Raw genomic sequence first — 24,034 nt, forward strand, 5'->3', positions numbered from 1 at the left:
TACAAAAATGAACATTTGATTAAATTTAAAAATACTGTATCACTTTAATTCTAAAAAGATATACCAAAGCTATCATACTTAGTGTATAATATCTTATATAAATTACTTGATTAAAGTAATTTTAATTTAGGATTAGCTCGTATGTTCATTAATAAACAAACCAAATTCTATATAGAGTGTTTCGATATGTCAATAATAAAGGAGTGAATTTGTAAAATGGTCACATTATACACTTCACCAAGTTGTACATCATGCAGGAAAGCTAAATCATGGTTGGAAGAACATGAAATAGCTTATAAAGAAAGAAACATTTTTTCAGAACCACTTTCAATTGAAGAAATCAAAGAGATTCTTCGTATGACTGAAGATGGTACAGATGAAATTATTTCCACACGCTCAAAAATATTTCAAAAATTAGATGTAAACTTAGAAGCTATGCCATTACAGGATTTATTTGAGTTGATTAAGGAAAATCCAGGTTTGCTGCGTCGTCCAATTATCCTGGATGAAAAACGTTTACAAGTTGGATACAATGAAGATGAAATTAGACGATTCTTACCAAGAAAAGTACGCACATTCCAGCTTCGAGAAGCTCAGCGCTTAGTAAACTAAATAGAAACCAAAAAAGTTTCTTCTCAAAATGTAACAAGTTATCCTTACTTACTTCTAATAAAAGACCTTCTTTCTACGGACGGAAGGTCTTTTTTGTAGTCTGTTTTCGTAAAGATTGTTGCTTTCTAATACAATTTCATCTAATTCTCTGAGTTGATTGGAGCGGAGGGCGCTTGACTCCTGCGGGAATGGAGGGAAGCGTGAGACCCCGCAGGCGCTCGCGCCGAGGAGGCTCACGTCACTCCCCGCGGAAAGCAAGTGCCCGCAGCGGAAATCAACGGGCTACATTGTAAGGCAAAAACAACGATATTTGCGAAAAGAGCCTTTTTGTATTAGATAAGCTATTTAGTTTGTGAAAGTTAATAATCTTTGATAAAATACAAAGAAATCAAATAGGCATTTAACGGTTTTTATAAAGTTGTGACATTTTCATTCCCTTTATACGCTTTTTGTCATAAAATAAATGTACAAGGCGCAATAACAATTACCTTCTTTAAAAAGGGATGAACCCTATATTGGTAATGAAGACTTCACAATAAATATATGGGGTATTTAATCCCTTCAACTAATTCCACAGAAGGGAGAGTTGCAAAATGGAAATCGAACGAATTAATGACAATACAGTAAAGTTTTATATTTCTTATGTTGATATAGAAGAAAGAGGCTTTGAACGTGATGAGATTTGGTATAATCGTGAACGAAGTGAAGAACTTTTCTGGGAAATGATGGATGAAGTTCATCAAGAGGAAGAATTTACTATTGAGGGACCGCTTTGGATTCAAGTTCAGGCTTTAGATAAGGGCTTGGAAATCTTAGTGACAAGGGCGCAGCTATCTAGGGATGGTCAGAAGCTTGAGCTTCCTATATCTGATGAGAAGCTAAATCATCTTCCAGTAGATGAGCGTATTGAAGAACTCCTTGATCAGCATTTCAATCCTGTATTGGATGAAAATGAAATAGAGTTTGAAGAAAATCTTGATTTCCTATTAACATTTGCAGACTTTGAAGATCTCATTTCTCTTTCAAAACGTGGCGGCTTAGATTCTATTCCGACAAAGTTATATTCATTTGAGGGAAAATATTATTTATTTGTAGAGTTTCCTGAAGAGGAATTTGAAGAAGAAGATATCGATAATTTATTATCCATTTTACTTGAATATGGATTAGAAACACAAAAAACGATTCATCGTATTGAAGAATATGGCAAGTTAATCATCGAAGAAGACGTTTTTGCTGAATTAAGAAAGTACTTTTAAATAGAAGAACCGATTTCATAAATGAAATCGGGTTTTTTTATGAAAAATGGCAGGTGCTAAAAGTGAAGAATACAGTTAGAATTGGCTTATTTCTTAGTATATTGGCAGGATTTATCTTTGTCTATGATCACTATATTGATCCAAAAGCGGGCTATCTAGGCTATGTAAGTATACTAATGTCAATGTCAGTGGTTTTTATTGCGTTTGTTATCTTTCTTGAAAATCGCCATCCAGCGCAAACACTTACATGGTTAGTTGTATTAGGAAGTTTTCCGCTAGTAGGATTTATTTTCTATCTATTATTTGGAAGAAACTATAAAAAGGAAAAGATGTTTAGACGCAAATATATCCTAGATAAACAAGCTTTTCTTCGGATTGAAGGTGAAATTGACCCGATTAATGAAGAGAAAATGAAGCAAATGGGTGATAATCAAAGAAAACTATTTTATTTAGCACAGAACTTGGGACATAGTCCGATCTCATTTGCTACGCAAACGCAAGTATTGACCAATGGTGAAGAAACGTTCCAAGAGATTCTGCAATCATTGAGAAAGGCCACTCATCATATCCATTTGGAATACTATATTGTACGTCACGATGCAATTGGCCAAGAAATAAAAGAGGTTCTCATTCAAAAGGCAAAGGAAGGAGTTAAAATTAGATTCCTGTTTGATGCTGTTGGATCTTGGCAATTGTCCAAAAAATATATTAATGAGCTGCGCCAAGTAGGAGTAGAGATTATTCCATTTGGTCCTGTTAAGCTTCCCTTTCTAAATAATAAAATTAATTTCCGCAATCATAGGAAGATCATCGTTATTGATGGAAGTATTGGCTTTGTAGGTGGATTAAATATTGGAGATGAGTATTTAGGCCGTGATAGTAACTTTGGCTTTTGGCGTGATACCCATATGATGCTGAAAGGAGAGGCCGTAAGAAGTCTTCAGCTCATTTTTCTTCAAGATTGGTATTATATGACGAATAAAAATATTTTATCTGCCGATTATTTATCACCTGATTTGGAAGAAAACATCCATGGCGGGGTACAATTGATCGCTGGGGGACCAGATAATGAGTGGAGCGTTATCAAGAACATTTTCTTCTCAATGATTACATCAGCTGAGAAATCTGTCTGGATTGCCTCCCCATATTTTATACCTGATGAAGATATTTTCTCTGCTCTAAAAATAGCTGCGCTTAGTGGGGTAGATGTCCGATTACTGATGCCCCATAAACCTGATAAGAAAATAGTTTTCTTTGCATCTAGATCCTATTTTCCAGAGCTGTTAGAAGCAGGAGTGAAAATTTATGAATATAAAAAAGGCTTTATGCATAGCAAGATCGTTATTGTTGATGAGGAGCTAGCATCTATCGGAACATCTAATATGGATATGAGAAGTTTTCACTTGAATTTCGAAGTAAATGCATTTTTATATCGAACAAGAAGTACGCAAAAATTAGTAAAAGAATATTTAAATGACCTAAAGCAATCAAGAAAAATTGAAATTCATAAATTTAAAAGAAGACATATTGGCTACCGAATTATCGAATCTACCTCAAGATTGCTATCACCGTTTTTATAGAACCTAGTCTAATGAAAGGCTAGGTTTTTTTTGACTAAAAAAGAAGGTTTTTGTCATTGTCTGGCGAACTATAGTAAGCAAAGAAAGGAGATGAGGAATTGCTTGTTTCAAAAACAAAGCATGGAGATTGGTTTAGCTTGGCTGTTAGGTATAACCAAGAACAATTACAGGAGCTGAGGAAAACGGAGCTTTTCTATTGTCCAGAATGTGGAGAACAGCTTATTTTAAAAATTGGTTCAAAAAAGATCAGCCATTTTGCCCACAAGCAAGGTGCTGCTTGCTCCAATTATTATGAAAGAGAATCAGATTATCATTTAAGGGGGAAAATTCTCCTGTATGAATGGTTGTCGTCAATGGGGTTCAAACCAATTCTTGAACCATATTATAAAGAAATTTCACAGCGGCCAGATATTAGCTTCGTCTACAATAATGTGCAGTATGCGCTCGAGTATCAATGCTCTATTATTCCGGAAGAACTATTTATTAAAAGGACAAATAATTATTTAAAGGCAAACATAACCCCCATCTGGATTATGGCCGGGAAAAATATTAAGCGTAAAGGGAATAATAAGGCATCACTTTCTGGATTTGATTATCTATTTCTCTCAAAAGCCTCCCAAAAGTGGAGAATTACCGCATTCTGCCCAGTTACAAATACCCTCGTTAATCTGCATAGCATTTATCCAATTACAATAAAAAATATTATAACCCAATTTTCAATTACAGATCTCAAGGCAGCGACTATAATGCATTTACTTGAGCCAATAGGTATTCAGCGATTCCAACTTGAAGATTGGCAAAATGAGATTAGAAAAGGGAAAAATATCAGTCCCCTATATGGAACACCACAAAACAAATTCCTTCAGGAACTATATAGAAATGCCCTCATACCCTCATATCTTCCACCAGAAATTGGACTGCCGGTTTTCCATGCGCCATTTATTGAAACACCTGCTATACAGTGGCAGAGCTATTTGTATATAGATGTCCTTAATCAACATAGAGAATTTACAATCGAGCAGGTATATCATTCTTTTAAGAAAAGGGTATGGAGCGGAGAGATCAAAATCCGGAAATTACCTTTGGTGAGAGAGGGGAATGCCCTAATCGCGGTAAAAGAATATCTCCATCTCCTTGTTCAAGTAAATTTTCTTCAAGTTGTAAGGGGCAATCGCTTGCAGAAAGTAAATACGAAACAACTAGCAGTCAATCAAATTCAACAAGAAAAGATGGAAAGAGATTTTTATCATAAGTATGGCAAAATAATTATAGATAGCTTAAATGAGGCACAATAATAATGATGGAAGGGTATTCCGAATATAATAGAAAAGTGAGGAAACTATTAAAAGGAGGATATTGATCTTAAGGGTAGAAGTATTCAAGAGTGGTTTAATTTTTTGAAAGTCGAAATGTTGAACGGAGGATGAAATGATGGCGAACGAAACAACAGTAAAAAGACTTCCAAGCAGAAGTGAAATTCCAGTGGAGGAAACATGGCGGTTGGAAGATATTTTTGCTAATGATGAAGAATGGGATAAGGAGTATAAGGAAGTAAACGCATTTATTCCTGAAGTAGCCAAGTACCAAGGAAAATTGGGAGAAAGTGCAGAGTTGCTATATGAAGCACTTCAAGCCCAGGATCATCTGTTGGAACGTCTCTCGAAGCTTTATACATACGCACATATGCGTTATGACCAAGATACGACGAATTCCTTCTACCAAGGTATGGATGACCGAATCAAAAACTTATATACACAAGCAGCCAGTAGTCTTGCCTATATTGTTCCAGAGCTTCTTGCAGTTGATGAAGAGAAAATCAATGGCTTTTTGGAAGAAAAGGAAAGCCTGCAAGTTTATAAGCAATCATTAGCGGAAATTAATTTGCAGCGGCCACATGTTCTTTCTGCTGAGGCTGAAGCCTTGCTTGCACAAGCTTCAGAAGTATTAGGTGCCTCAAGCAATACATTTGGCATGCTTAATAACGCTGATCTTGAATTCCCATCCATTAAAGATGAGAATGGAGAGGAAGTAGAGGTAACTCATGGACGTTACAGCCGTTTCCTTGAAAGTGATGATCAGCGTGTGAGGCATGATGCGTTTAAAGCTGTGTATGAGACATATGGTAAATTCCGTAATACATTTGCAAGTACGTTAAGCGGAAATGTGAAGAATGATAATTTCAATGCGAAGGTTAGAAATTATCGCTCAGCACGCCATGCGGCTTTAGCAGCGAATAATATTCCAGAGTCGGTGTATGAGAATCTTGTTCAAACGGTTAATGACCATTTGCCTTTATTGCACCGCTATATCAAACTGCGTAAAAAAGTGCTTGGTCTTGATGAACTTCATATGTATGATCTTTATACACCGCTTGTAAAAGAAGTGAAAATGGAAATCAAGTATGAAGAAGCAAAGGAATTGATACTAAAAGGGCTTGCACCTCTTGGTGATGAATACTTAAATGTATTAAAAGAAGGCTTTGATAATCGCTGGGTTGATGTGCATGAGAATAAAGGGAAGCGTAGTGGCGCTTATTCATCAGGTTCATATGGGACAAATCCATACATCTTGATGAACTGGCAGGACAATGTCAATAATTTGTTTACACTTGCGCATGAATTTGGACATTCCGTTCATAGCTACTACACGAGGAAAACACAGCCATATCCTTATGGAAACTATTCGATTTTCGTTGCTGAGGTGGCATCAACCTGTAATGAATCGCTATTAAATGATTATTTGCTAAAGACAATTGATGATGATAAAAAAAGGTTATTCCTTTTAAATCATTATCTGGAGGGCTTTAGAGGAACGGTTTTCCGTCAAACGATGTTTGCTGAATTTGAACATCTCATTCATCAAAAGGCGCAAAACAATGAGGCATTGACTGCCGATGAATTAACAAAAGAATACTATGCTCTTAATAAAAAATACTTTGGCGAAGACGATCTCATTATAGATGAGGAAATTGGATTAGAATGGTCTCGAATTCCGCATTTCTATTACAATTATTATGTATATCAATATGCAACAGGATTTAGTGCGGCAACAGCATTAAGCAAGCAGATTCTAGAAGAAGGAAAGCCTGCTGTCGATCGATATATAGAGTTTTTGAAGTCAGGAAGCTCAGATTACCCAATTGAGGTATTAAAGAAAGCAGGAGTCGATATGACAAGCTCGAAAGCAATTGAGGATGCTTGTAAAGTATTCGAGGAAAAACTAAATGAAATGGAAAATCTGCTTAGTAAATAAATTGGGCTGAAATGACCTGTGGGTATGCAAAATAAAAAGGTGAGCTGCTGTATCGTTTACCTTTTTAACGCTATATCCACAGGACTTTTTTAGGTTAAAATCCTTTAAACCTTTTCCGATCATTAATAAAGACAAAAAAAATTAGAACAGATAAAAATAAGATGGGTGAGCTGATATAAATCGGAAACATCTTCATTAAACCCAAAATATTTAATACAAAGGAGAACACAATAAAAAGGAGCATTAAGGCAATGGTTAGCTTTTTCACTTCTACACTCCCCCCAATTTTTTTACATATGAGTCAAGCTTAATCCATTTTATGCGGTTGTCTCTGTTTTATGAATAGATATGACAATATTGTGAAGGAATACACAAACTGATTGTTGTTGAAATTATTACATGGTATATTGGTGACATGAAGTTGATCACAAACAAACATTTACCCCTTTGTTTGGGTCGTGAAAGATTTCTCCCATCCCCTTTGTTCGATAATAATAATAGAAAACGACCATGCTTCGTAGGCATGGTCGTTTTCTTGCTTGTTAGAGGATATATCCTATTTAAGCTTGATTGTTATACTTCCAAAACATCCCGTATTTAACCGGGATTTGTTCAACTATCTGCTTTAATTGCAGTTTCTTCATTTCTCTTTCAACTTCATTAATGGGTAAATTATATACAACAGCAATTTCCTGAGACGCAACAAACTGAAAATATTGTAAAAATGACTCCAGTGGTGGAAGAACAGAGCGCTCCGGCTTTTTCATTAACATTTCTTCTAATATTTGTTCATACACTTCATATGGATAATTACCAGTAATCTTAATGCCTTCCTCTTCAATATTTTCATTAAAGAAGACGAGTGTAGGGATTTCCATCACTTCCATTTCGGAAGTGATTTTCAAATCACATTGAAATGCTTTTGCGGCACTTTCGGAATGAATATCAGCGATAAATTCATCGACATCCAGCCCAATTAATTTTGCACACTTCTTTAATACATCAAAGCTTGAAACATTCTGTTTTTCCAAAAACAGCATTTCTTGCAATTTTCGTAAATACCTGATTCCGGCTCTTCTTCCTTGTAGCTCTGCAGCTTTAATTGCAATGGATGCGAGATGTGGGGAGGAAATTGGATTTTCCAACCAAAGGTTCCCATCACATGACATTCCGGATCGACTAGCCGTTTTTTCCCAAAGATCAGCCATGCTTTCAAAATTTTGCTTTCTGGCCATATTCAATGTGGCTAATCTGCCGCTTAAGACATGCTTAATAGAAAAATAACGGCCATATTCAATCATAAGCTTTTTAAGAATTGGTTCAAGTGCCCAGCACTCTGGACAAAGAGGATCAATGAACATGTACAATTCAAGTGGCTTTCTCTCACTGCCATGACAATGAGGAGATGTCGGCTTTGATTCGAATGATTCCTGATTGTTCACAAGTTCTCACCTTTCATCATTTCATTTTCAGATGTATTAATCATATGCTGTGCAGTTAAAAAGAGCCTTGAATAAAAGTCTTCACGGACTGGTCCAACAAGCTCCACTTCATCCATTGCCTCATTCATGCATGTAAGCCATGCCTTTGCTCTTGTTTCGGTAATCTCAAAGGGCATATGCCGAGCACGGAGCATAGGGTGTCCATGTTCAGATGTATATAAGGGGGGGCCTCCTAAATATTGAGTTAAAAATTGCTTTTGCTTTCTAGCAGTTTCCGTAAGATCATTTGGGAAAATGGGAACGAGATCAGGATGTTGCCCAACACGGGTGTAAAAAGCCTCAACAAGCTGGTGAAGCTTATCTTCACCGATCGCATCGAACGGTGTATGCATTTTCTCGACCATATGAATGCTCCTTCTTCATGATATGCAGTTTAGTAGTACTATCTGCTGAATTACCTATATTCTATCAATGAGTGATTTATATCTCAAATAAATAGCTTACAAAAGCCATTTAGTTAATTACTTCACTGGTTATTTCTTCATGCAAAAAGGATTGTTCAATTAATCAGACCAACCATTTATTTTTTCACTCATAAAAAATCCGTCCATTGCGAGCAATTAGACGGATTATGAATAGGCTTAATCAAGCAAGGAAGCTGTTTTTAATTTTTTGTACGTAATTTTGAGTTTCTTTAAAAGGTGGAACACCATTGTATTTATCTACATTCCCTGGTCCAGCATTATAAGCTGCAAGGGCTAAATCGATATTCTCATCATATTTATTTAACATTTGCCGTAAATACTTTGCACCGCCATTTACATTTTCCTGTGGATCAAAAATATTTTTGACACCGAGGCCTTTAGCGGTGTCAGGCATTAATTGCATGAGGCCTGATGCACCTGCAAAACTTACGGCATTTGGATTGAAATTCGATTCCTGCTTTATAACGGAATGAAGCAGCTTCACTGGAATATTATATCGTTCTGCTGCCTTTTCAATCATTTCATTGAAGTCCTTATTTGAGCTAGTAAGCTTTGTTAATTGAAAAGGAGGCAGTGTGGCCCCCCCAAGAGCAGGAACAGATGTGTTTAAATCAGTTTCTAATAAAGCGATCGATCCTAGCTGAACTTTTGAAAGCTCGGAAGATGTTGAGGAATTCTCATCTGATAAAAATTCAGTAAGAAGTTCCTGGAATAGCGAATTTGAATCAGAGGCTGCTTCCGAACGATTAAAACCTTTTAAAGCCTGTAATTCAAGTGCGACTTTCAATTGCTCGACATTCATAATAAGTATCTCCTTTTATTAACCGTTTTGCTGCATATATTTTACGTTATAGAACCGTTTGATTTTGTTTTCAGTCTCCCGTAGGGGAATGCTTAACTGGGTGAGCAAGGCCTCAAATACTGCTTGGCCTTTTTTTCTGTTGCTTACCTCATATTCTATCTCAAAATCTTCTATATTTAAATAGTAACTATTGTCTAAAACGACTAAGCCCTCTTCGTATTCAGTTTCAGCCCTCTTTGTTGTTAATGAGCCAAAATATTGCAGCTTATCAGGATCAATATGCATGTTTGTGATCATCTTTCTTATAGGCAGATTGCGTAATTCTCCTGTTTTGAACATTTCTTCTGCTAATAATGCATCAAGTATTTCATTCGTTTCTAAGAGACCGTCCGGGTGTGGTTGTTTTAAGGTTAGTTCATATTGCTCCTTTTTTCTTCTAATCCGAAGGGCAGAGCCTTGTTCTTTTAATTGAAAATCAGGTGTATCAAAATAATGATTCTCTTGTGTGAAGAAATCCTCTTCGTTTATGTGAAAAAAACGCAATAATGTTTCAAATTCCTGTTTTGTAATCATATTTTTAAATTCAATTTCGATATTTTGGGCCAAAGCATATTCATCCTTCCATTCGTTATGATCTTATTATCACTTTCTCTAGACGTAGCCGCAAATTTCTTTTAGATTATTTCTCTTCATATGATAGAATAATAAAAGAGTTTGGAGGTAGAAGAGATGAAAAAGAAAATTATAATTAAGAATGCAAAAGTAAATGAAAATGAAGAATTAATAATGTATGTAGAAGAGGAATTTCCAGTGTCCGAATGGAAGCCGATGGAGCAAATGCTTGTTGATTCAGATAACCTCTCTTTTATTTACATTGTAGATGACCATGATGATTATACATATATAGCAATACCTGATTCTCAATGGCCAGAGGTTAAAGAGGGGCATGAAAAAAATGCACCAGTATATTTAAGTAATCAGACGGAGCGGCTGCTTCTGCAGGGCTTCTATGAAGAATTAAGCTACTTAATTGAGAATATAAAAGGAAATAGCAATTACGGTGATGAAATGGTTAATAAAGTAGAGAGCACTTTTTCATAAATTGAAGGATTAATAAATATGAAACCTTTCCAGCGACTTGGAGTATGCATATTACCTAAAACCATAAGCCCTGCGCTTTTCAATTTAGGATGAGGTGGTGTTTGACAAATGAAGCACTGGGATCAATTCTTAAGCCCATATAAGCAAGCAGTCGAAGAATTGAAGGTAAAGCTTAAAGGAATGAGAAAACAATACGAACAAGCGACCTCTCATTCACCCATTGAATTTGTTACAGGAAGGGTTAAGCCGATTGCTAGCATTTTAGATAAAGCCAACCAAAAGGGAATCCCGTTGGATAAACTCGAAACAGAAATGCAGGATATTGCTGGTTTGCGAATGATGTGCCAGTTTGTAGATGATATTAAGAGAGTGGTTGAATTGCTTAGAAATAGAAATGATTTTGAAATTGTAGAAGAAAGAGATTATATCTCTCATAAGAAAGTGAGCGGTTATCGCTCTTACCATATGGTCATCCGTTATCCTGTTCAAACCATTAATGGGGAAAAGAAAATTCTTGTTGAAATTCAAATTCGAACGCTTGCTATGAATTTTTGGGCCACTATTGAGCATTCCTTAAATTATAAATATAGTGGACAGTTCCCGAAGGATATCCAAATGAGACTCCAACGCGCAGCAGAAGCAGCTTTTAGGCTTGATGAAGAGATGTCTCTAATTCGTGGAGAAATACAGGAAGCACAGGCTTTTTTTACGAAGAAAAAAGAACAGTAGCATTTACATAATGTTTTTACTCGAGTTCATATTTCTAATAAAAGGGAGCATGAATCTGATGAAATTTGCTATTACCTCAAAAGGGGATACAAAATCAAATACGCTCATGCATAAAATGAAGACGTATTTATTGGATTTTGAGCTTATATATGATGAAGAGCAGCCTGATATTGTCATCTCTGTTGGCGGGGATGGCACTTTGCTGTACGCATTTCACCGCTATGCAGGACGCTTAGATAAAACCGCTTTTGTAGGGGTTCATACAGGTCATCTAGGTTTTTATGCGGATTGGGTGCCAGAGGAGATTGAAAAGCTAGTTATTGCTATTGCAAAAACACCTTATCAGGTGAGTGAGTACCCTCTAGTTGAGGTGATTATCCGCTACCAGCATGGGGGCAGGGAAACAAGGAATTTGGCTTTAAATGAGTCAACAGTAAAAGCTGTAGATGGCACGCTTGTTATGGACGTTGAAATACGAGGCCAGCATTTTGAAAGGTTTAGAGGAGATGGACTATGTGTATCCACTCCTTCTGGTAGTACAGCCTATAATAAAGCATTGGGCGGTGCGATTCTTCATCCTTCTTTATCGGCGATCCAGCTTGCAGAAATGGCTTCGATTAATAATAAAGTTTTCCGGACGGTCGGTTCCCCACTCGTCTTGCCAGCACATCATACATGTACACTTAAGCCTGTGAATACACCAGACTTCCATATCGCAGTGGATCATATAACGATGCTGCATAAAGATGTAAAGTCGATCCAATTCCGTGTAGCTGATGAAAGAATTCGCTTTGCCCGATTCCGCCCCTTTCCTTTCTGGAAAAGAGTCCACGACTCGTTCGTTGCGGATTAAAAGAAAAGCGGAGGCGGCTTGTTCAGGGGCGACAAGCATAAGACAGGTCGGCAGGAAGGTTGTTCTTTACCTTCATGACGAGATGACTTATGACCTCGAGCCCCTAGCCGCCGTAGCTGGACAAAGAAAAGCGGATTTAGGAGTATGTTATGACAAGATTTCAATTACGCTGGACCATTACGGAACAGGATGCAGATAAAGTCATTAAGGATTTTTTAAAAGAAAAACATGTCTCCAAAATGGCTTTAACAGATATTAAATTTAATGGCGGATTTATTAAAGTAAATGGCATCGATCAAACGGTACGTTATTTACTAAAGTACGATGATGTATTAACAGTTGGTTTCCCAGAGGAATGTCCAAGTGAAGGGATCAAAGCTGAGGCGATTTCTTTAAACATTTTATATGAGGATGAACATGTCATTGTCGTTAATAAGCCAGCACATATGAGCACAATTCCATCAAGGGAGCATCCCTCTGGAAGTTTAGCCAATGCCTTGATTGGCTATTACGAGCAAAAAGGGTTGAAGGCGACGGCCCATATAGTGACAAGGCTTGATCGAGATACATCTGGAATGGTGCTTATTGCCAAGCACCGACATGTCCATCATCTTTTAAGTGAACAGCAAAAGAATGGTGGGGTGAGAAGAGTGTATGAAGCCTTTGCTGAAGGCACTTTTCCATTTTATGAAGGAAAAATAGAAGAACCGATCGCCCGTAAAAAAGATAGTATTATTGAAAGAGAAGTTCACTCAGATGGTCAATACGCATGTACATTTTATCAGGTCATTCGTTCTTATCAATCATTTACCCATCTCAAGCTGCAATTAGAAACAGGGCGTACCCATCAAATTCGTGTTCATATGTCTTATCTAGGTCACCCGCTTTTGGGAGATGATCTATACGGTGGAAAAGTGGATTTAATTTCGAGGCAAGCACTTCATTGCAGGGAATTATCTTTTTATCATCCCTTTTTAGAAAAACAGTTAACATTTAAGCAGGAGTTTCCTGATGATATGAGGCAATTAATTTAAAAAGCCGGAACCCCCGGCTTTTTATGCTTTGAGGTGTCAAAAAATTAGTAAAAGCAGGCGTGTAAAATAGGTATAGTGCCTGGAAATGTAAAAAATCGGAAAAAGTGGATGCGTAAAATAGGTATAGAGCCCGATAATGTAAAAAACTAGAAAAAGCGGGTACGTAAAATAGGTATAGAGCCTGATAATGTAAAAACCTAGAAAAAGTGGGTACGTAAAATAGGTATAGAGCCCGATAATGTAAAAACCTAGAAAAAGCGGGTACGTAAAATAGGTATAGAGCCTAATAATGTAAAAAACTAGAAAAAAATGATACGTAAAAAATGAATCTTCTATATCTCTCAAAACTTCTCCTCAACAAATGGCATTTTCGATGGTACCGAGACAATTTCAAACTCGGGGTATCTAAGTGCAGTTAATTTGTTTCCAAATACGGCACCTGTATCAATATTGTATGTATTGTTTACTTTACGAACTTCTTTTACTGGTGTATGCCCATATACGATAATAGCATCCCCATTATATTGCTTTGCCCAGTCTCGGCGTACAGGAGATCCATCCGGATTATTCTCTCCAGTAATATCACCGTAAAGAACAAAGGTTTTGACTTGCTTTGAATTCTTTCCGATTAAATCTTCACGAATTCCTGCATGGGCAATGACAAGCTTCCCTTTATCAAGAACCATATGTAATGGTGCATTTTCGTAAAGATGGATGAACTGTTTGCTGATTTCCTGTTTCCTTTTTTGATCAAGAAGTTCAAATTCAGCTACAGTTGTTTCAAGTCCGTGTGTGTGCTGAACTTTATTGCCCTTAAAAAAACGATAAAGCTTATTGCAGTGATTCCCAGGGACATAATATGCGAAGCCTTTGTCGACAAGTTTCCAAACGGTTTCTGCCACTTTCAATGAGTGTGGCCCTCGATCGGTTAAATCACCGACAAAAGCCAATTTTCTCCCATCCTTATGTATCGGGATGTTGCCATCGTCCCAATTATACCCAAGTTGAATGGTCAACTCTTTCAATTCATCAAAGCAACCATGAATATCCCCAATTATGTCTAATTTCATTTCTAATTCCTCTTTCTATCTAAAGAGTTTCCCTACTGCAGTCCATTTTATCATTTCAATTTTTTCGATGATCTATTCTACAAAACTTTGTACATGAGAACCCAATATAGACTGAAATATACAAAAGGTTGAAATGTTTGGAACAGGGGAAAAGTAACTGTAATAACAATTTAAAAGAAAGTAAGCGACAAAAAAGTGAAGATTTGCTAGTATTATGAGGTATTAATGGCAAATGGAAGAGAGGAGGAGTAAAGATGGAAGAAATAAAAGAAGAAAACATGATCCATCAGATGAATCGGGAGTTACTAATCGATTCTTTACAAAATGAAGACATTGAGAAATTCCGAAATGAATTTTTAGAATTACATCCCTATGATCAAGCTTCATTTTTTAAGGAATTAGATGAAATTAACCGAGAAAAAATATATCATTATCTTTCACCTGAAGAAATGGCCACGCTTTTTGAGAATCTAGAAATTGATGATAATGATTATAAAGATGTTCTCGCAGAAATGAATCCGAATTATGCAGCAGATATGATCTCGAAAATGTATGTGGATGATGCCGTCGACGTTCTTAATGAACTTGAAAAAGACCAGGTTGTCAGCTATTTAACGATCATGGATAAAGAAGCTGCGCAAGAAATTAAGGAACTTCTTCACTATGAGGAGTATACGGCTGGAAGTATTATGACGACCGATTTTGTATCCATTTCAGCTAATCAAACGGTCCGTTCAGCCATGTATATTTTGAAAAATGAGGCACCCAAAGCAGAGACAATTTATTATATCTATGTCTTAGATGAGTATAAAAGATTGGCTGGGGTTATTTCATTAAGGGATTTAATTGTTAATGATGATGATACGATGATTTCTGAAATAACGAATGACCGGATTGTCTCTGTTTCTGTTGGAGAGGATCAGGAAGAGGTTGCTCGGAAAATTAAGGATTATAATTTCCTTGCTTTGCCAGTTGTTGATTTTCAAAATCACTTATTGGGAATTATAACAGTGGATGATGTCATGGATGTTATGGAGGAAGAAGCATCTGATGACTACTCAAAGCTTGCTGCCGTTTCTGATATGGATACAATTGACCGTAGTCCATTTTCAGCTGCACGCAAACGATTGCCTTGGCTAATTATCTTGTTGTTTCTTGGAATGATGACCGCAAGCTTGATTGGCCGTTTTGAGGATACCTTAAATAAAGTAGCGATACTTGCTGTATTCATTCCTTTGATTGCAGGAATGGCTGGGAATACAGGAACACAGGCCCTTGCTGTTGCTGTTAGGGGGATTGCAACAGGAGATTTAGAGAAGGAAAACAAATGGAAGCTCATTCTTAGGGAAGCTGGAACTGGTCTAATTACAGGAGCAATATGCGGAATCCTAGTTGCCATCATTATTTTTTTCTGGCAAGGGAATATATTTCTAGGAATTCTTGTTGGTATATCTATACTATGTACATTAATCGTTGCTACATTAGCTGGAGCCCTCATACCGCTCATTATGCACAAATTTAAAATTGATCCAGCTGTGGCTTCTGGTCCCTTTATTACAACAATTAATGACCTCATTAGTATTCTCATTTACTTTGGGATGGCGACAATATTTATGAGCTATCTAATCAAATGAGACTTTATTCAAAAGGGGAGATACGATGGAAGAACATGGAGCATCAGTGGCATCACTTGTCATTGTAATTATTGTTGCTTTTCTGACACCTATTCTGCTTCATCGTTTAAAGATGAATTTTTTACCTGTTGTTGTGGCAGAAATTTTGATGGGTTTAATTATTGGGAAAACGGGCTTTAATATTGTACATCCCGATATGTGGCTTGAAACATTATCAACACTTGGATTTATTTTTCTTATGTTTCTCAGCGGGCTGGAAATTGATTTTACTGCATTTACAGGGAATAAAAAACGTGAGAAGCTTCCAAGTGGAAAAGTAGAACCGAATGCATTTATCGTATCATCCATCATTTTTGCAGGTATTTTTGTCGTTTCACTAGGCTTATCCTATCTGTTTGTATTGATGGGTTTTATTGATAATGTATTCTTGATGACATTAATTATTTCGACCATTTCATTAGGGGTTGTTGTTCCGACATTAAAGGAAGCTCATCTAATGAAAACTACAATTGGGCAAATTATCCTACTAATAGCAGTCATTGCTGATCTAGCAACAATGATTCTACTAGCTGTGTTTGTCTCATTATATGATGGCGGAAAAGGAAATACATGGCTGCTTCTTATTCTTTTTGCAGCTGGAGTACTTTTGTATTTCATTGGAAGAAGATTCAAAAACCGCAAGTTTATTGAGGCGATGGCAACGGGAACGGTGCAGATTGGTACAAGAGCGGTATTTGCCCTTATTATCTTTCTTGTTGCCTTATCAGAAACAGTTGGCGCAGAAAATATTTTAGGTGCGTTTCTAGCTGGAGTACTTGTTTCCTTGCTTGCTCCGAATCAAGAGCTTGTTCATAAACTAGATTCATTTGGATATGGTTTCTTAATCCCCATTTTCTTTGTAATGGTTGGTGTTGATCTAAATGTCTGGTCATTATTAAGCGATAAGAAAATGCTGATGTTAATACCGCTATTGCTTATTGCACTGCTTTTGTCTAAAATTATCCCAGTCTATTTATTAAAAAGATGGTATGACAAGAATACGACGATAGCTTCGGCTTTCTTGCTTACGTCGACCTTATCATTAGTGATTGCTGCGGCAACAATCGGTGAAAGGATTGGTGTAATTACAGCGGAGATGAGCGGGACATTAATCCTTGTAGCAGTTATTACAAGTATATTCACACCAATTGTTTTTAAAAAGCTATTCCCGAGAGAAGTTAGTAATGAGAAGAAATTGAAAGTCGCATTTATTGGAGCGAATCAGCTGACCTTGCCTGTCTACAGGGAGCTAAAAACTGGCTTATATGAACCAATCCTATACCATAAGAAGCAAGAAAAGGCAGATAAGAGTATTTCAGATTCTTTATTTGATATTGTCGAATTAGAGGATTACTCCTTTACTTTGCTTACGCAGACAGATGCATCTACAGCAGATATTGTTGTTATTTCCACTGGAGATGAAGAGGCGAATGCGACGCTTGCTATTGCATTTAAGGAGTATGGGATTGATCGGGTGATCTGTCGATTAGAGAGTCCGGACTTGCAAGAAAGTCTGTGGGAACATGATATCGAAGTGTTTTCTGTCTTAATGTCGCAAAAGACATTGCTTAAGGCCTTGATTGAATCCCCAAGTGTAATGAACATCCTAACGAATCAGGAAACAGCTTTATATGAGATTAAATTACTAAATAATCAGTTTGCTGGAATGAATTTAAGAACCTTCCCGTTTACAGGAGATGTTATTTTTGTCCGGATTTTCCGTGGGCATGATTCGATCGTTCCACATGGGGATACAGAACTTCAGCTAAATGACCGTTTAATTGTTACCGGTACAAAGGAATACGTTGATGAACTAAAACGAGAACTTGAGTTTTGTGAGTGGTGCTAGCCTATCGTGTAACCTTTTTATTTAGAGTACTTTTCTTTTTAGAATAATTATAGTAAAATTAGTACTAGGTACTAATAACATGTGATAATTCAGGAGGATATAAAAATGACTCTTTCATTGAATGGAAAAACGTTTGTCGTAATGGGTGTGGCTAATAAACGCAGTATTGCTTGGGGAATAGCAAGATCGCTTAACAAAGCAGGTGCAAATTTAATTTTCACCTATGCTGGTGAGAGAATGGAGAAAAGTGTACGGGAACTGGCAGAATCACTTGAGCCAGCTAATTCATTCGTACTGCCATGTGATGTGACAAATGATGAGGAAATTGCTAAATGCTTTGCAGAAATTAAGGCGTATGCAGGTACAATTCATGGGATTGCACACTGTATTGCTTTTGCTAATAAAGAAGAACTCCAAGGTGATTATATGAATACAACACGTGATGGGTTCTTGCTTGCACATAATATCAGCTCTTATTCATTAACAGCTGTGGCAAAGGAAGCAAAGGAATTAATGACAGAAGGCGGAAGTATTGTCACTTTAACTTATCTGGGCGGAGAGCGTGCAATCAAAAACTACAATGTAATGGGTGTTGCGAAAGCCTCATTAGATGCAAGTGTAAAATATTTAGCAAATGATCTTGGTAAAGATGGTATCCGCGTGAATTCGATTTCTGCTGGGCCAATCCGGACTTTATCTGCAAAGGGAGTAAGTGATTTTAATTCGATCCTTAAGGAAATCGAAGAACGATCTCCATTGCGCAGAGCAACAACTCCTGAAGAAGTTGGCGATACAGCTGCATTCCTTTTCAGTGATCTATCAAGAGGAATTACGGGTGAAAATATTCACGTTGACTCTGGATTCCATATTGTTTAATGACTAGTCGATATATACATGTCAAAGATGCCTGCTCACAATTGTGAAGCAGGTTTTTTTGATTCCTAAGCAACGTCATCATCCAAATTGCATACATATAAGGTGAACACATATGTATGTGGAGGTGGACCGTAATGGTAAAGAAAAAACAGAAAGAACCCTTGCTTTATATTCAGCAGCCTAGTTTCCAGTTTCCAAAAGTGAAAATGCAGGAAACTTATTCTAGTAGAAGGGCTGAAATGCAAGCGAAAGAACAGATGCTTCAATCGATAGATACAGATACAAAATTGACTGTCGGGGATAAGAAAAAGGGAGAAAGTCATGTTGAGAAATTGATAGAGGCTGATCGAGCGAATGCCCCTCATCTTCAAAAAGAAGTGCAAGCAGAAACGAAAAGAACAGAATCTGCAGCTATCCATAGTGAAAAGGTACAGGATAAGATAGAAGAATTTGAAATCGAGCGTAGAAAAAGAGAGGAAACTTCATCTTTTGCCTTTCGAACAGAAAGAAAACCGGCATTCAATAGATTAAAGGGCTTTAAAGAAATGAATATAACAGAGCAGCTCCATTATTTATTAGAGTTTCCTAAACAGCTGCCCCCAGTTGCTTGTATATTTGAAACAGATGAGAAAACATTTAGGGGCTTTCTCATAAGTCAGACGAATGACATGATTGAATTAAAGCTATTCGATGGTGAAATTGAAAAAGTTAGATTGGAGACGTTAAAGGAAATAAAAATGATTGGATTAAGAAAATGATTTCTTGTAAAAAATAGCCAGCCGTAATTTACGACTGGCTTCATTTTTAGTCTTCGCAAATATTTAGATCTACATCATCGATACATTGAACTGCACAGAAGCAGCTTAAGTCAACTGTGATACAGTCATCTGTAGAGCGGAAGTAGTCAACCTTGCAGACCTGTTCTAAATCGATGCAGCAATTCTTTACTAAGTCAACTGTCCTGTCTGGACCGTCTTTTCTATTGACTGGTTCAAGAACACGTAATGTTGCACAGCAGTTGTCAAATACATCTTCGACTCGGAAGAAGATTGATACGCATGCACAATCATTGCCAGTGAAAAATGCATGGAATGGTGAACCATCTGCTGTTTTTAATACAAAAACACGTGTATCCGGGCGCTTATGCTTCTTGTTCCTAGATGGAGAAATTGCTCCCAGCGGTTCTAAAAAGCAGTTGGAAGGGCATTCACATACATCTTCTGCATTATCTTGAATGTCTTTTATCGCACGAACTACTTCACATACACAGCTTTTGCCTTTAAAGTCGTCTTTTTTTCCACAACCCATTTTGTTTCCTCCTTGTTTGATTCTTGTGATACTACACTAATAACATATTGCCGAAGTCCACTATGGGTAACGGACAAACGCCTTGTTTTATGTAAAAATAGGCATTTATTTTATAAAAGTTAAAGGATGGGGGCCATTAATTGTGTATTTTTCATTTATGGAGCTTGTGATATTAGCCTTGGCAAGCTTTCGGCTGACAAGGCTGTTTGTCTATGATAAAATTACAGAATTTATCAGAAGACCTTTTTTTGAAGAGAAAGAGGAAACAAATGAGAAGGGCGAAACAGAAATTTATCTGGTCCCCTTAAAAGGAGGTTTGCGTGGTTTCATTGGAAATTTGCTAAGCTGCTATTGGTGTACGGGGATATGGTCCTCCCTCTTTCTATGCTTAATGTATTTATATATCCCACATATAGCACTGCCAATTCTTCTTGTGTTAGCGGTAGCTGGGTTGGCAGCCATTATTGAAACACTTATTCAAAAATGGTTGGAGGAGTAATTCAAGGTTTCATTTAAGACTGCCCTTTAGCGATAATCTAAATTCTCCTTTTGGATAGGCATCTGTGTTACACAAGCAATTTATCATTGTCATATATTATAAGAACACTTTCTATGTAGGAGTGGATCCGTACTCAGCAAGATCTTTAATTAGAGGAGGGGGGCACATGATGTTAAATAAATATGGTCAACCAGTGAAAATAAAGCCACAGCAGTCGACGAAGAAGAAAAAAGGTTGTGGATGTGGGAAAAAGAAGTTGAGCTAAAAATCAGCCGGTGCACGCCGGCTGATTTTTTTTCAAGAATTGGTAATAAGAGACTATGGGAATTCATTCATAATTTCACATTTTTTCGTGGACAATAATCATAAATGATTTCTGAATAGGAAGGGTTAATGATGAGAATAAAATACTTTTGTATGGCCGCTTTCATATTTGTTGGGTTGCTGGGCTGCAGCCAGAATGATTCAAACGAAAGTGAGCTTGCCTTAATCAAAACGACAAATCCAAGCCCTGTAGTAATTGAAAACAATAAGGAAAATAAGCTGGATTTAGTTGAGAGCATTAAAAAAGATATAGAATCGATTAAGGAATTATATGATGTAGCAATAGTTAAAGGAGAAGAGGATACCCTTGTTGCTTATAAAGTAAAGCATCTCCAACGGTTTCACATGAAGAAAATTGAAAAGAAAATGAATGATATGCTAGAAAAGAAATACCCTGATGAAAACTTCACCGTATCAAGTGATTATAAAATTTTTTTAGAAGCGGTGAAGCTAAATGAGAAAATGGAAGATCCTGATTACCCTAAGAAAAAAGCGAACAAAAGATTAAAGGAAATTATTAAGTTGAAAAATGAAATGGCATAGGAAGGAGAGCTAGCGATGGGGAATAAAAAAATGAAAAACATGACACCAGCCCAACAAAAGTATCAAGGGCTTCAACAAAAGCATGAGCTGAAGAGACCAGTCTTAAAAAATTGTATAAGAGCCTTTTGGGTCGGGGGATTGATTTGTACAATTGGACAGGCAGTCACTTATTTCTATATATATTTCTTTAATTTTACAGAACAAACAGCTGGAAACCCGACAGTCGCGACAATGGTGTTCTTCTCTATGCTTCTTACGGGGTTTGGCATCTATGACCATCTTGGACAGTTCGGCGGGGCAGGAAGTGCCGTACCAGTTACTGGATTTGGGAATGCGGTCATTTCTGCAGCAATTGAGCATAAAACGGAAGGATTCGTTCTGGGCGTAGGAGGAAATATGTTTAAACTTGCAGGCTCAGTTATCTTATTTGGTGTGTTTTCAGCATTTGTTGTGGCACTTATCAAGACAATCTTAATCCAGTGGGGGGTTTTGTAATGCTAAAAGGGAAACAATCTTGGGTATTTCAAAATCGTCCTGTCATAACTGCAACAGGTGTTTCAGGCGGTCCTTTTGAAGCAAACGGGAAGCTAGCTGCAGATTTTGATATTCTCCATGATGATTTATGGATGGGGCAAGATTCATATGAAAAAGCCCACCGCATTTTAATAGAAGAGGCCAATCAAATGGCACTTAAAAAGGCGAATTTACTGGAAGATGACATTCACTTTTTTATTGCGGGAGATTTAATCAATCAGATCACACCGACTAGTATGAGTGCACGAACGAATCAAATTCCATACCTTGGTATTTTTGGCGCATGCTCCACTTCCATGGAGGGATTGGCTCTGGCTTCTTTCATGATCAATTATCAAGGGGCAAAGCATGTATTAACAGGTGCTGCTAGTCATAATGCTGCAGTAGAAAAGCAGTTCAGATATCCAACAGAATATGGTGGTCAGAAGCCGCCAACTGCTCAATGGACAATAACTGGCGCAGGAGTGGCAATTGTAAAAGTGAATGATGGAGTTCAAAATAGCCCTTTTACGACTTCAGCAACGATCGGTAAAGTTGTAGATATGGGATTAACCGATCCGTTTAATATGGGAGGAGCAATGGCCCCAGCTGCTGCTGACACGATCATTGCCCATTTTAAAGATCTGCAAATAGATCCTTCATATTATGATTTAATTGTCACAGGAGATTTGGGACAGATTGGACAAAATACTGCGTTTGAATTACTTACAAATGCTGGACTGAAAATCGAAAGAGAGAAATTTAAGGACTGCGGCCTAATGATCTATAAAGAAGACCAGCCCGTCAATGCGGGAGGAAGCGGAGCGGGATGTTCAGCAACTGTCCTATATGGACATTTACTTAATCAAATGAAGCAAGGGGTGTATAAAAAGATCCTAGTTGTGGCAACGGGTGCTCTCCTTTCACCCTTAACCTTCCAGCAAAATGAAACCATTCCTTGTATTGCACATGCCGTATCAATTGAGATCAACTAATAAGAATGGAGGGATAGAAAGATGATAGCGATGTTTTTTTGGGCTTTTGTCGTTGGAGGGCTCTTTTGTGTTTTCGGACAGTTATTATTCGATGTGGCGAAATTAACTCCAGGACATACGTTGAGTTTTCTTGTTGTAATTGGTGCGGTGTTGGATGGATTAGGACTTTATGAACCATTAATTGATTTTGCAGGGGCAGGAGCAACGATACCAATTACAAGCTTCGGTAATTCCCTTGTACACGGTGCGATGAATGAGGCAGAAAAACATGGGCTTGTTGGTGTGTTATCTGGCATGTTTGAAGTGACAAGCTCTGGTATATCAGCAGCCATTGTTTTCGGTTTTATTGGAGCACTGATCTTTAAACCAAAGGGATAAAGATCAACAGAAATAGGAAGCTTGCCTATACACCCACTAGTTTAATTACATATGTTGTAAAGATTATAAAAGTGAGGTGATAGGTATGGGCTTTGGGTTCGGTGGCGGCTGCTGCTATGGCGGTTATGGATATGGCGGTCAAGGTGGCAACGGTGGCTCTACATTTGTTCTAGTCGTAGTATTATTTATTTTGTTAATCATTGTTGGCGCTAGTTTCTGTTAATGGATTAATATGATTAGTTGATTGGAGCTCCTGGAGCGGAAATCAACCTTTATCCATGAATGCTATGATGGATTAATTAGTAAATTCCCTTTTTTAGTGGAGACGTCTTTCACATTTCTTGCGCCCCTTCATACTATATAAAGTAGTTTAAGAAGGGGCGTGATCTTTAAAATGGATAATCATTTCTTTAAAAACCTTGAAAAGAAAACAGGCGTCAATATGAATGATGTATTTGAATTAGCTAGTTCACTACAAAATGCGAACTTTAAAGATGAAAATACAGTCAGAGGCGTGATTAGACGCGTTTCACAGATCGCCAATAAGCCAGTTTCTAAAGAAACAGAAGATAAAATTGTGAAATCCATTGTTGCTGAAGGGAAACAGCTTGATTTCGGTACAATTTCAAAAATGATCAACAAAAAATGAAAGAGGCTGGGACATAACTAGCTTCAAATATAGAAAAAGGTGAATTTGAGCGCACTCAAATTCACCTTTTTCTATATTTTCGTTTAAACTCTTCTATTACCTTAGTTGTTTGCAGTGAACTTTCTTAAATTCACTGCCATTAATGCGAGCCCCATTTCGTTCTCTACCTTCGATTTTCCTCGTACAGAAAATCGAGTGAAACGCAAATTAG

General features: G+C 37.2%; 26 protein-coding genes. 20 read left to right on the forward strand and 6 right to left on the reverse strand.

Going from position 1 to position 24,034, the window contains the following annotated elements:
• Positions 1-216 precede the first annotated feature (216 nt).
• The 5 genes from spxA (at position 217) to pepF (ending at position 6,700) form a co-directional block, all read left to right on the forward strand.
• Positions 217-612 (forward strand): transcriptional regulator SpxA, encoded by a 396-nt coding sequence (gene spxA, locus ACFYKT_RS08420; RefSeq protein WP_389218200.1) that lies wholly within the window; start codon positions 217-219, stop codon positions 610-612.
• A gap of 593 nt (positions 613-1,205) precedes the next feature.
• Positions 1,206-1,868 (forward strand): adaptor protein MecA, encoded by a 663-nt coding sequence (mecA, locus tag ACFYKT_RS08425; RefSeq protein WP_389218204.1) that lies wholly within the window; start codon positions 1,206-1,208, stop codon positions 1,866-1,868.
• 62 nt (positions 1,869-1,930) lie between these two features.
• A complete protein-coding gene (cls, locus tag ACFYKT_RS08430) occupies positions 1,931-3,448 on the forward strand; it encodes a cardiolipin synthase (protein ID WP_389218207.1) in 1,518 nt (505 codons plus the stop codon).
• 98 nt (positions 3,449-3,546) lie between these two features.
• Positions 3,547-4,743: a competence protein CoiA gene (locus ACFYKT_RS08435; protein WP_389218210.1), complete on the forward strand. Its 1,197-nt coding sequence runs from the start codon at positions 3,547-3,549 to the stop codon at positions 4,741-4,743.
• Positions 4,744-4,879: 136 nt separating this feature from the next.
• Positions 4,880-6,700 carry an oligoendopeptidase F gene (gene pepF, locus ACFYKT_RS08440; protein ID WP_389218213.1) on the forward strand — a complete coding sequence of 607 codons (1,821 nt, stop codon included), beginning with the start codon at positions 4,880-4,882 and terminating at the stop codon, positions 6,698-6,700.
• Positions 6,701-7,260: 560 nt separating this feature from the next.
• On the opposite strand, the gene ACFYKT_RS08445 is transcribed toward pepF, so the two are convergent.
• The 4 genes from ACFYKT_RS08445 to ACFYKT_RS08460 all read right to left on the reverse strand — a co-directional run bounded on the left by ACFYKT_RS08445 (position 7,261) and on the right by ACFYKT_RS08460 (position 10,035).
• Complete coding sequence (locus tag ACFYKT_RS08445) at positions 7,261-8,142, reverse strand: ClpXP adapter SpxH family protein (protein ID WP_389218216.1); 882 nt, start codon at positions 8,140-8,142, stop codon at positions 7,261-7,263.
• Positions 8,139-8,546: a globin domain-containing protein gene (locus ACFYKT_RS08450; RefSeq protein WP_389218219.1), complete on the reverse strand. Its 408-nt coding sequence runs from the start codon at positions 8,544-8,546 to the stop codon at positions 8,139-8,141. The genes ACFYKT_RS08445 and ACFYKT_RS08450 overlap by 4 nt, the downstream gene beginning before the upstream one ends.
• A 241-nt stretch (positions 8,547-8,787) precedes the next feature.
• The gene (locus ACFYKT_RS08455) at positions 8,788-9,429 is read right to left on the reverse strand and encodes a lytic transglycosylase domain-containing protein (RefSeq protein ID WP_389218223.1); all 642 of its coding nucleotides are present in this window, start codon (positions 9,427-9,429) and stop codon (positions 8,788-8,790) included.
• A gap of 18 nt (positions 9,430-9,447) precedes the next feature.
• Positions 9,448-10,035, reverse strand: coding sequence for a CYTH domain-containing protein (locus ACFYKT_RS08460; protein ID WP_389218226.1), 588 nt, complete (start codon positions 10,033-10,035; stop codon positions 9,448-9,450).
• Positions 10,036-10,158: 123 nt separating this feature from the next.
• On the opposite strand from ACFYKT_RS08460, the gene ACFYKT_RS08465 reads away from it, so the two are divergent.
• The 4 genes from ACFYKT_RS08465 (at position 10,159) to ACFYKT_RS08480 (ending at position 13,146) form a co-directional block, all read left to right on the forward strand.
• Positions 10,159-10,530: a UPF0738 family protein gene (locus ACFYKT_RS08465; RefSeq protein ID WP_389218229.1), complete on the forward strand. Its 372-nt coding sequence runs from the start codon at positions 10,159-10,161 to the stop codon at positions 10,528-10,530.
• 108 nt (positions 10,531-10,638) lie between these two features.
• Positions 10,639-11,259 (forward strand): GTP pyrophosphokinase, encoded by a 621-nt coding sequence (locus ACFYKT_RS08470; protein WP_389218232.1) that lies wholly within the window; start codon positions 10,639-10,641, stop codon positions 11,257-11,259.
• Between the two features lie 58 nt (positions 11,260-11,317).
• Entirely contained in the window at positions 11,318-12,112 is a 795-nt protein-coding gene (locus ACFYKT_RS08475) for an NAD kinase (RefSeq protein ID WP_389218235.1), read from the forward strand.
• A gap of 149 nt (positions 12,113-12,261) precedes the next feature.
• Complete coding sequence (locus tag ACFYKT_RS08480; RefSeq protein ID WP_389218238.1) at positions 12,262-13,146, forward strand: RluA family pseudouridine synthase; 885 nt, start codon at positions 12,262-12,264, stop codon at positions 13,144-13,146.
• 341 nt (positions 13,147-13,487) lie between these two features.
• On the opposite strand, the gene prpE is transcribed toward ACFYKT_RS08480, so the two are convergent.
• The gene (prpE, locus tag ACFYKT_RS08485) at positions 13,488-14,216 is read right to left on the reverse strand and encodes a bis(5'-nucleosyl)-tetraphosphatase PrpE (protein ID WP_389218240.1); all 729 of its coding nucleotides are present in this window, start codon (positions 14,214-14,216) and stop codon (positions 13,488-13,490) included.
• 278 nt (positions 14,217-14,494) lie between these two features.
• Between prpE and mgtE the strand changes: the two genes are divergently transcribed.
• The 4 genes from mgtE (at position 14,495) to ACFYKT_RS08505 (ending at position 19,372) form a co-directional block, all read left to right on the forward strand.
• A complete protein-coding gene (gene mgtE / locus ACFYKT_RS08490) occupies positions 14,495-15,850 on the forward strand; it encodes a magnesium transporter (RefSeq protein ID WP_389218325.1) in 1,356 nt (451 codons plus the stop codon).
• A 25-nt stretch (positions 15,851-15,875) separates the two neighbouring features.
• Positions 15,876-17,738 carry a monovalent cation:proton antiporter family protein gene (locus tag ACFYKT_RS08495; RefSeq protein ID WP_389218243.1) on the forward strand — a complete coding sequence of 621 codons (1,863 nt, stop codon included), beginning with the start codon at positions 15,876-15,878 and terminating at the stop codon, positions 17,736-17,738.
• 105 nt (positions 17,739-17,843) lie between these two features.
• Positions 17,844-18,614 carry an enoyl-ACP reductase FabI gene (gene fabI / locus ACFYKT_RS08500; protein ID WP_389218246.1) on the forward strand — a complete coding sequence of 257 codons (771 nt, stop codon included), beginning with the start codon at positions 17,844-17,846 and terminating at the stop codon, positions 18,612-18,614.
• 134 nt (positions 18,615-18,748) lie between these two features.
• Positions 18,749-19,372: a CotO family spore coat protein gene (locus ACFYKT_RS08505; RefSeq protein ID WP_389218249.1), complete on the forward strand. Its 624-nt coding sequence runs from the start codon at positions 18,749-18,751 to the stop codon at positions 19,370-19,372.
• 46 nt (positions 19,373-19,418) lie between these two features.
• On the opposite strand, the gene ACFYKT_RS08510 is transcribed toward ACFYKT_RS08505, so the two are convergent.
• On the reverse strand, positions 19,419-19,922 hold the full coding sequence (locus ACFYKT_RS08510; RefSeq protein WP_389218252.1) for a CotY/CotZ family spore coat protein: 504 nt from the start codon (positions 19,920-19,922) through the stop codon (positions 19,419-19,421).
• 142 nt (positions 19,923-20,064) lie between these two features.
• Here ACFYKT_RS08510 and ACFYKT_RS08515 point away from each other — a divergent pair, with 142 nt between their 5' ends.
• From ACFYKT_RS08515 to ACFYKT_RS08545, 7 genes are all read left to right on the forward strand, one after another.
• Positions 20,065-20,421: a DUF1360 domain-containing protein gene (locus tag ACFYKT_RS08515; RefSeq protein WP_389218255.1), complete on the forward strand. Its 357-nt coding sequence runs from the start codon at positions 20,065-20,067 to the stop codon at positions 20,419-20,421.
• 393 nt (positions 20,422-20,814) lie between these two features.
• Entirely contained in the window at positions 20,815-21,288 is a 474-nt protein-coding gene (locus ACFYKT_RS08520) for a sporulation protein (RefSeq protein ID WP_389218258.1), read from the forward strand.
• A 15-nt stretch (positions 21,289-21,303) separates the two neighbouring features.
• On the forward strand, positions 21,304-21,783 hold the full coding sequence (spoVAC, locus tag ACFYKT_RS08525; protein WP_389218261.1) for a stage V sporulation protein AC: 480 nt from the start codon (positions 21,304-21,306) through the stop codon (positions 21,781-21,783).
• The gene (spoVAD, locus tag ACFYKT_RS08530) at positions 21,783-22,796 is read left to right on the forward strand and encodes a stage V sporulation protein AD (protein ID WP_389218264.1); all 1,014 of its coding nucleotides are present in this window, start codon (positions 21,783-21,785) and stop codon (positions 22,794-22,796) included. Before spoVAC ends, spoVAD begins: the two co-directional genes overlap by 1 nt.
• A 21-nt stretch (positions 22,797-22,817) precedes the next feature.
• A complete protein-coding gene (spoVAE, locus tag ACFYKT_RS08535; protein ID WP_389218267.1) occupies positions 22,818-23,174 on the forward strand; it encodes a stage V sporulation protein AE in 357 nt (118 codons plus the stop codon).
• A gap of 85 nt (positions 23,175-23,259) precedes the next feature.
• Complete coding sequence (locus ACFYKT_RS08540) at positions 23,260-23,397, forward strand: YjcZ family sporulation protein (RefSeq protein ID WP_389218270.1); 138 nt, start codon at positions 23,260-23,262, stop codon at positions 23,395-23,397.
• A 171-nt stretch (positions 23,398-23,568) separates the two neighbouring features.
• Positions 23,569-23,823: a stage VI sporulation protein F gene (locus ACFYKT_RS08545; protein WP_389218273.1), complete on the forward strand. Its 255-nt coding sequence runs from the start codon at positions 23,569-23,571 to the stop codon at positions 23,821-23,823.
• Positions 23,824-24,034 lie beyond the last annotated feature (211 nt).

The sequence above is a fragment of the Cytobacillus mangrovibacter genome, from assembly GCF_042865275.1.
Lineage (GTDB): Bacteria > Bacillota > Bacilli > Bacillales > Cytobacillaceae > Cytobacillus > Cytobacillus mangrovibacter.

Excerpts from the sequence above, each read along its gene's own strand:
- spxA (WP_389218200.1), top strand. The coding sequence starts at position 217 with ATGGTCACATTATACACTTCACCAAGTTGTACATCATGCAGGAAAGCT.
- mecA (WP_389218204.1), top strand. The coding sequence starts at position 1,206 with ATGGAAATCGAACGAATTAATGACAATACAGTAAAGTTTTATATTTCT.
- pepF (WP_389218213.1), top strand. The coding sequence starts at position 4,880 with ATGGCGAACGAAACAACAGTAAAAAGACTTCCAAGCAGAAGTGAAATT.
- ACFYKT_RS08450 (WP_389218219.1), bottom strand. The coding sequence starts at position 8,546 with ATGGTCGAGAAAATGCATACACCGTTCGATGCGATCGGTGAAGATAAG.
- ACFYKT_RS08455 (WP_389218223.1), bottom strand. The coding sequence starts at position 9,429 with ATGAATGTCGAGCAATTGAAAGTCGCACTTGAATTACAGGCTTTAAAA.
- ACFYKT_RS08465 (WP_389218229.1), top strand. The coding sequence starts at position 10,159 with ATGAAAAAGAAAATTATAATTAAGAATGCAAAAGTAAATGAAAATGAA.
- ACFYKT_RS08470 (WP_389218232.1), top strand. The coding sequence starts at position 10,639 with ATGAAGCACTGGGATCAATTCTTAAGCCCATATAAGCAAGCAGTCGAA.
- ACFYKT_RS08475 (WP_389218235.1), top strand. The coding sequence starts at position 11,318 with ATGAAATTTGCTATTACCTCAAAAGGGGATACAAAATCAAATACGCTC.
- ACFYKT_RS08480 (WP_389218238.1), top strand. The coding sequence starts at position 12,262 with ATGACAAGATTTCAATTACGCTGGACCATTACGGAACAGGATGCAGAT.
- prpE (WP_389218240.1), bottom strand. The coding sequence starts at position 14,216 with ATGAAATTAGACATAATTGGGGATATTCATGGTTGCTTTGATGAATTG.
- mgtE (WP_389218325.1), top strand. The coding sequence starts at position 14,495 with ATGATCCATCAGATGAATCGGGAGTTACTAATCGATTCTTTACAAAAT.
- ACFYKT_RS08495 (WP_389218243.1), top strand. The coding sequence starts at position 15,876 with ATGGAAGAACATGGAGCATCAGTGGCATCACTTGTCATTGTAATTATT.
- fabI (WP_389218246.1), top strand. The coding sequence starts at position 17,844 with ATGACTCTTTCATTGAATGGAAAAACGTTTGTCGTAATGGGTGTGGCT.
- ACFYKT_RS08505 (WP_389218249.1), top strand. The coding sequence starts at position 18,749 with ATGGTAAAGAAAAAACAGAAAGAACCCTTGCTTTATATTCAGCAGCCT.
- ACFYKT_RS08510 (WP_389218252.1), bottom strand. The coding sequence starts at position 19,922 with ATGGGTTGTGGAAAAAAAGACGACTTTAAAGGCAAAAGCTGTGTATGT.
- ACFYKT_RS08520 (WP_389218258.1), top strand. The coding sequence starts at position 20,815 with ATGATGAGAATAAAATACTTTTGTATGGCCGCTTTCATATTTGTTGGG.
- spoVAC (WP_389218261.1), top strand. The coding sequence starts at position 21,304 with ATGGGGAATAAAAAAATGAAAAACATGACACCAGCCCAACAAAAGTAT.
- spoVAD (WP_389218264.1), top strand. The coding sequence starts at position 21,783 with ATGCTAAAAGGGAAACAATCTTGGGTATTTCAAAATCGTCCTGTCATA.
- spoVAE (WP_389218267.1), top strand. The coding sequence starts at position 22,818 with ATGATAGCGATGTTTTTTTGGGCTTTTGTCGTTGGAGGGCTCTTTTGT.
- ACFYKT_RS08540 (WP_389218270.1), top strand. The coding sequence starts at position 23,260 with ATGGGCTTTGGGTTCGGTGGCGGCTGCTGCTATGGCGGTTATGGATAT.
- ACFYKT_RS08545 (WP_389218273.1), top strand. The coding sequence starts at position 23,569 with ATGGATAATCATTTCTTTAAAAACCTTGAAAAGAAAACAGGCGTCAAT.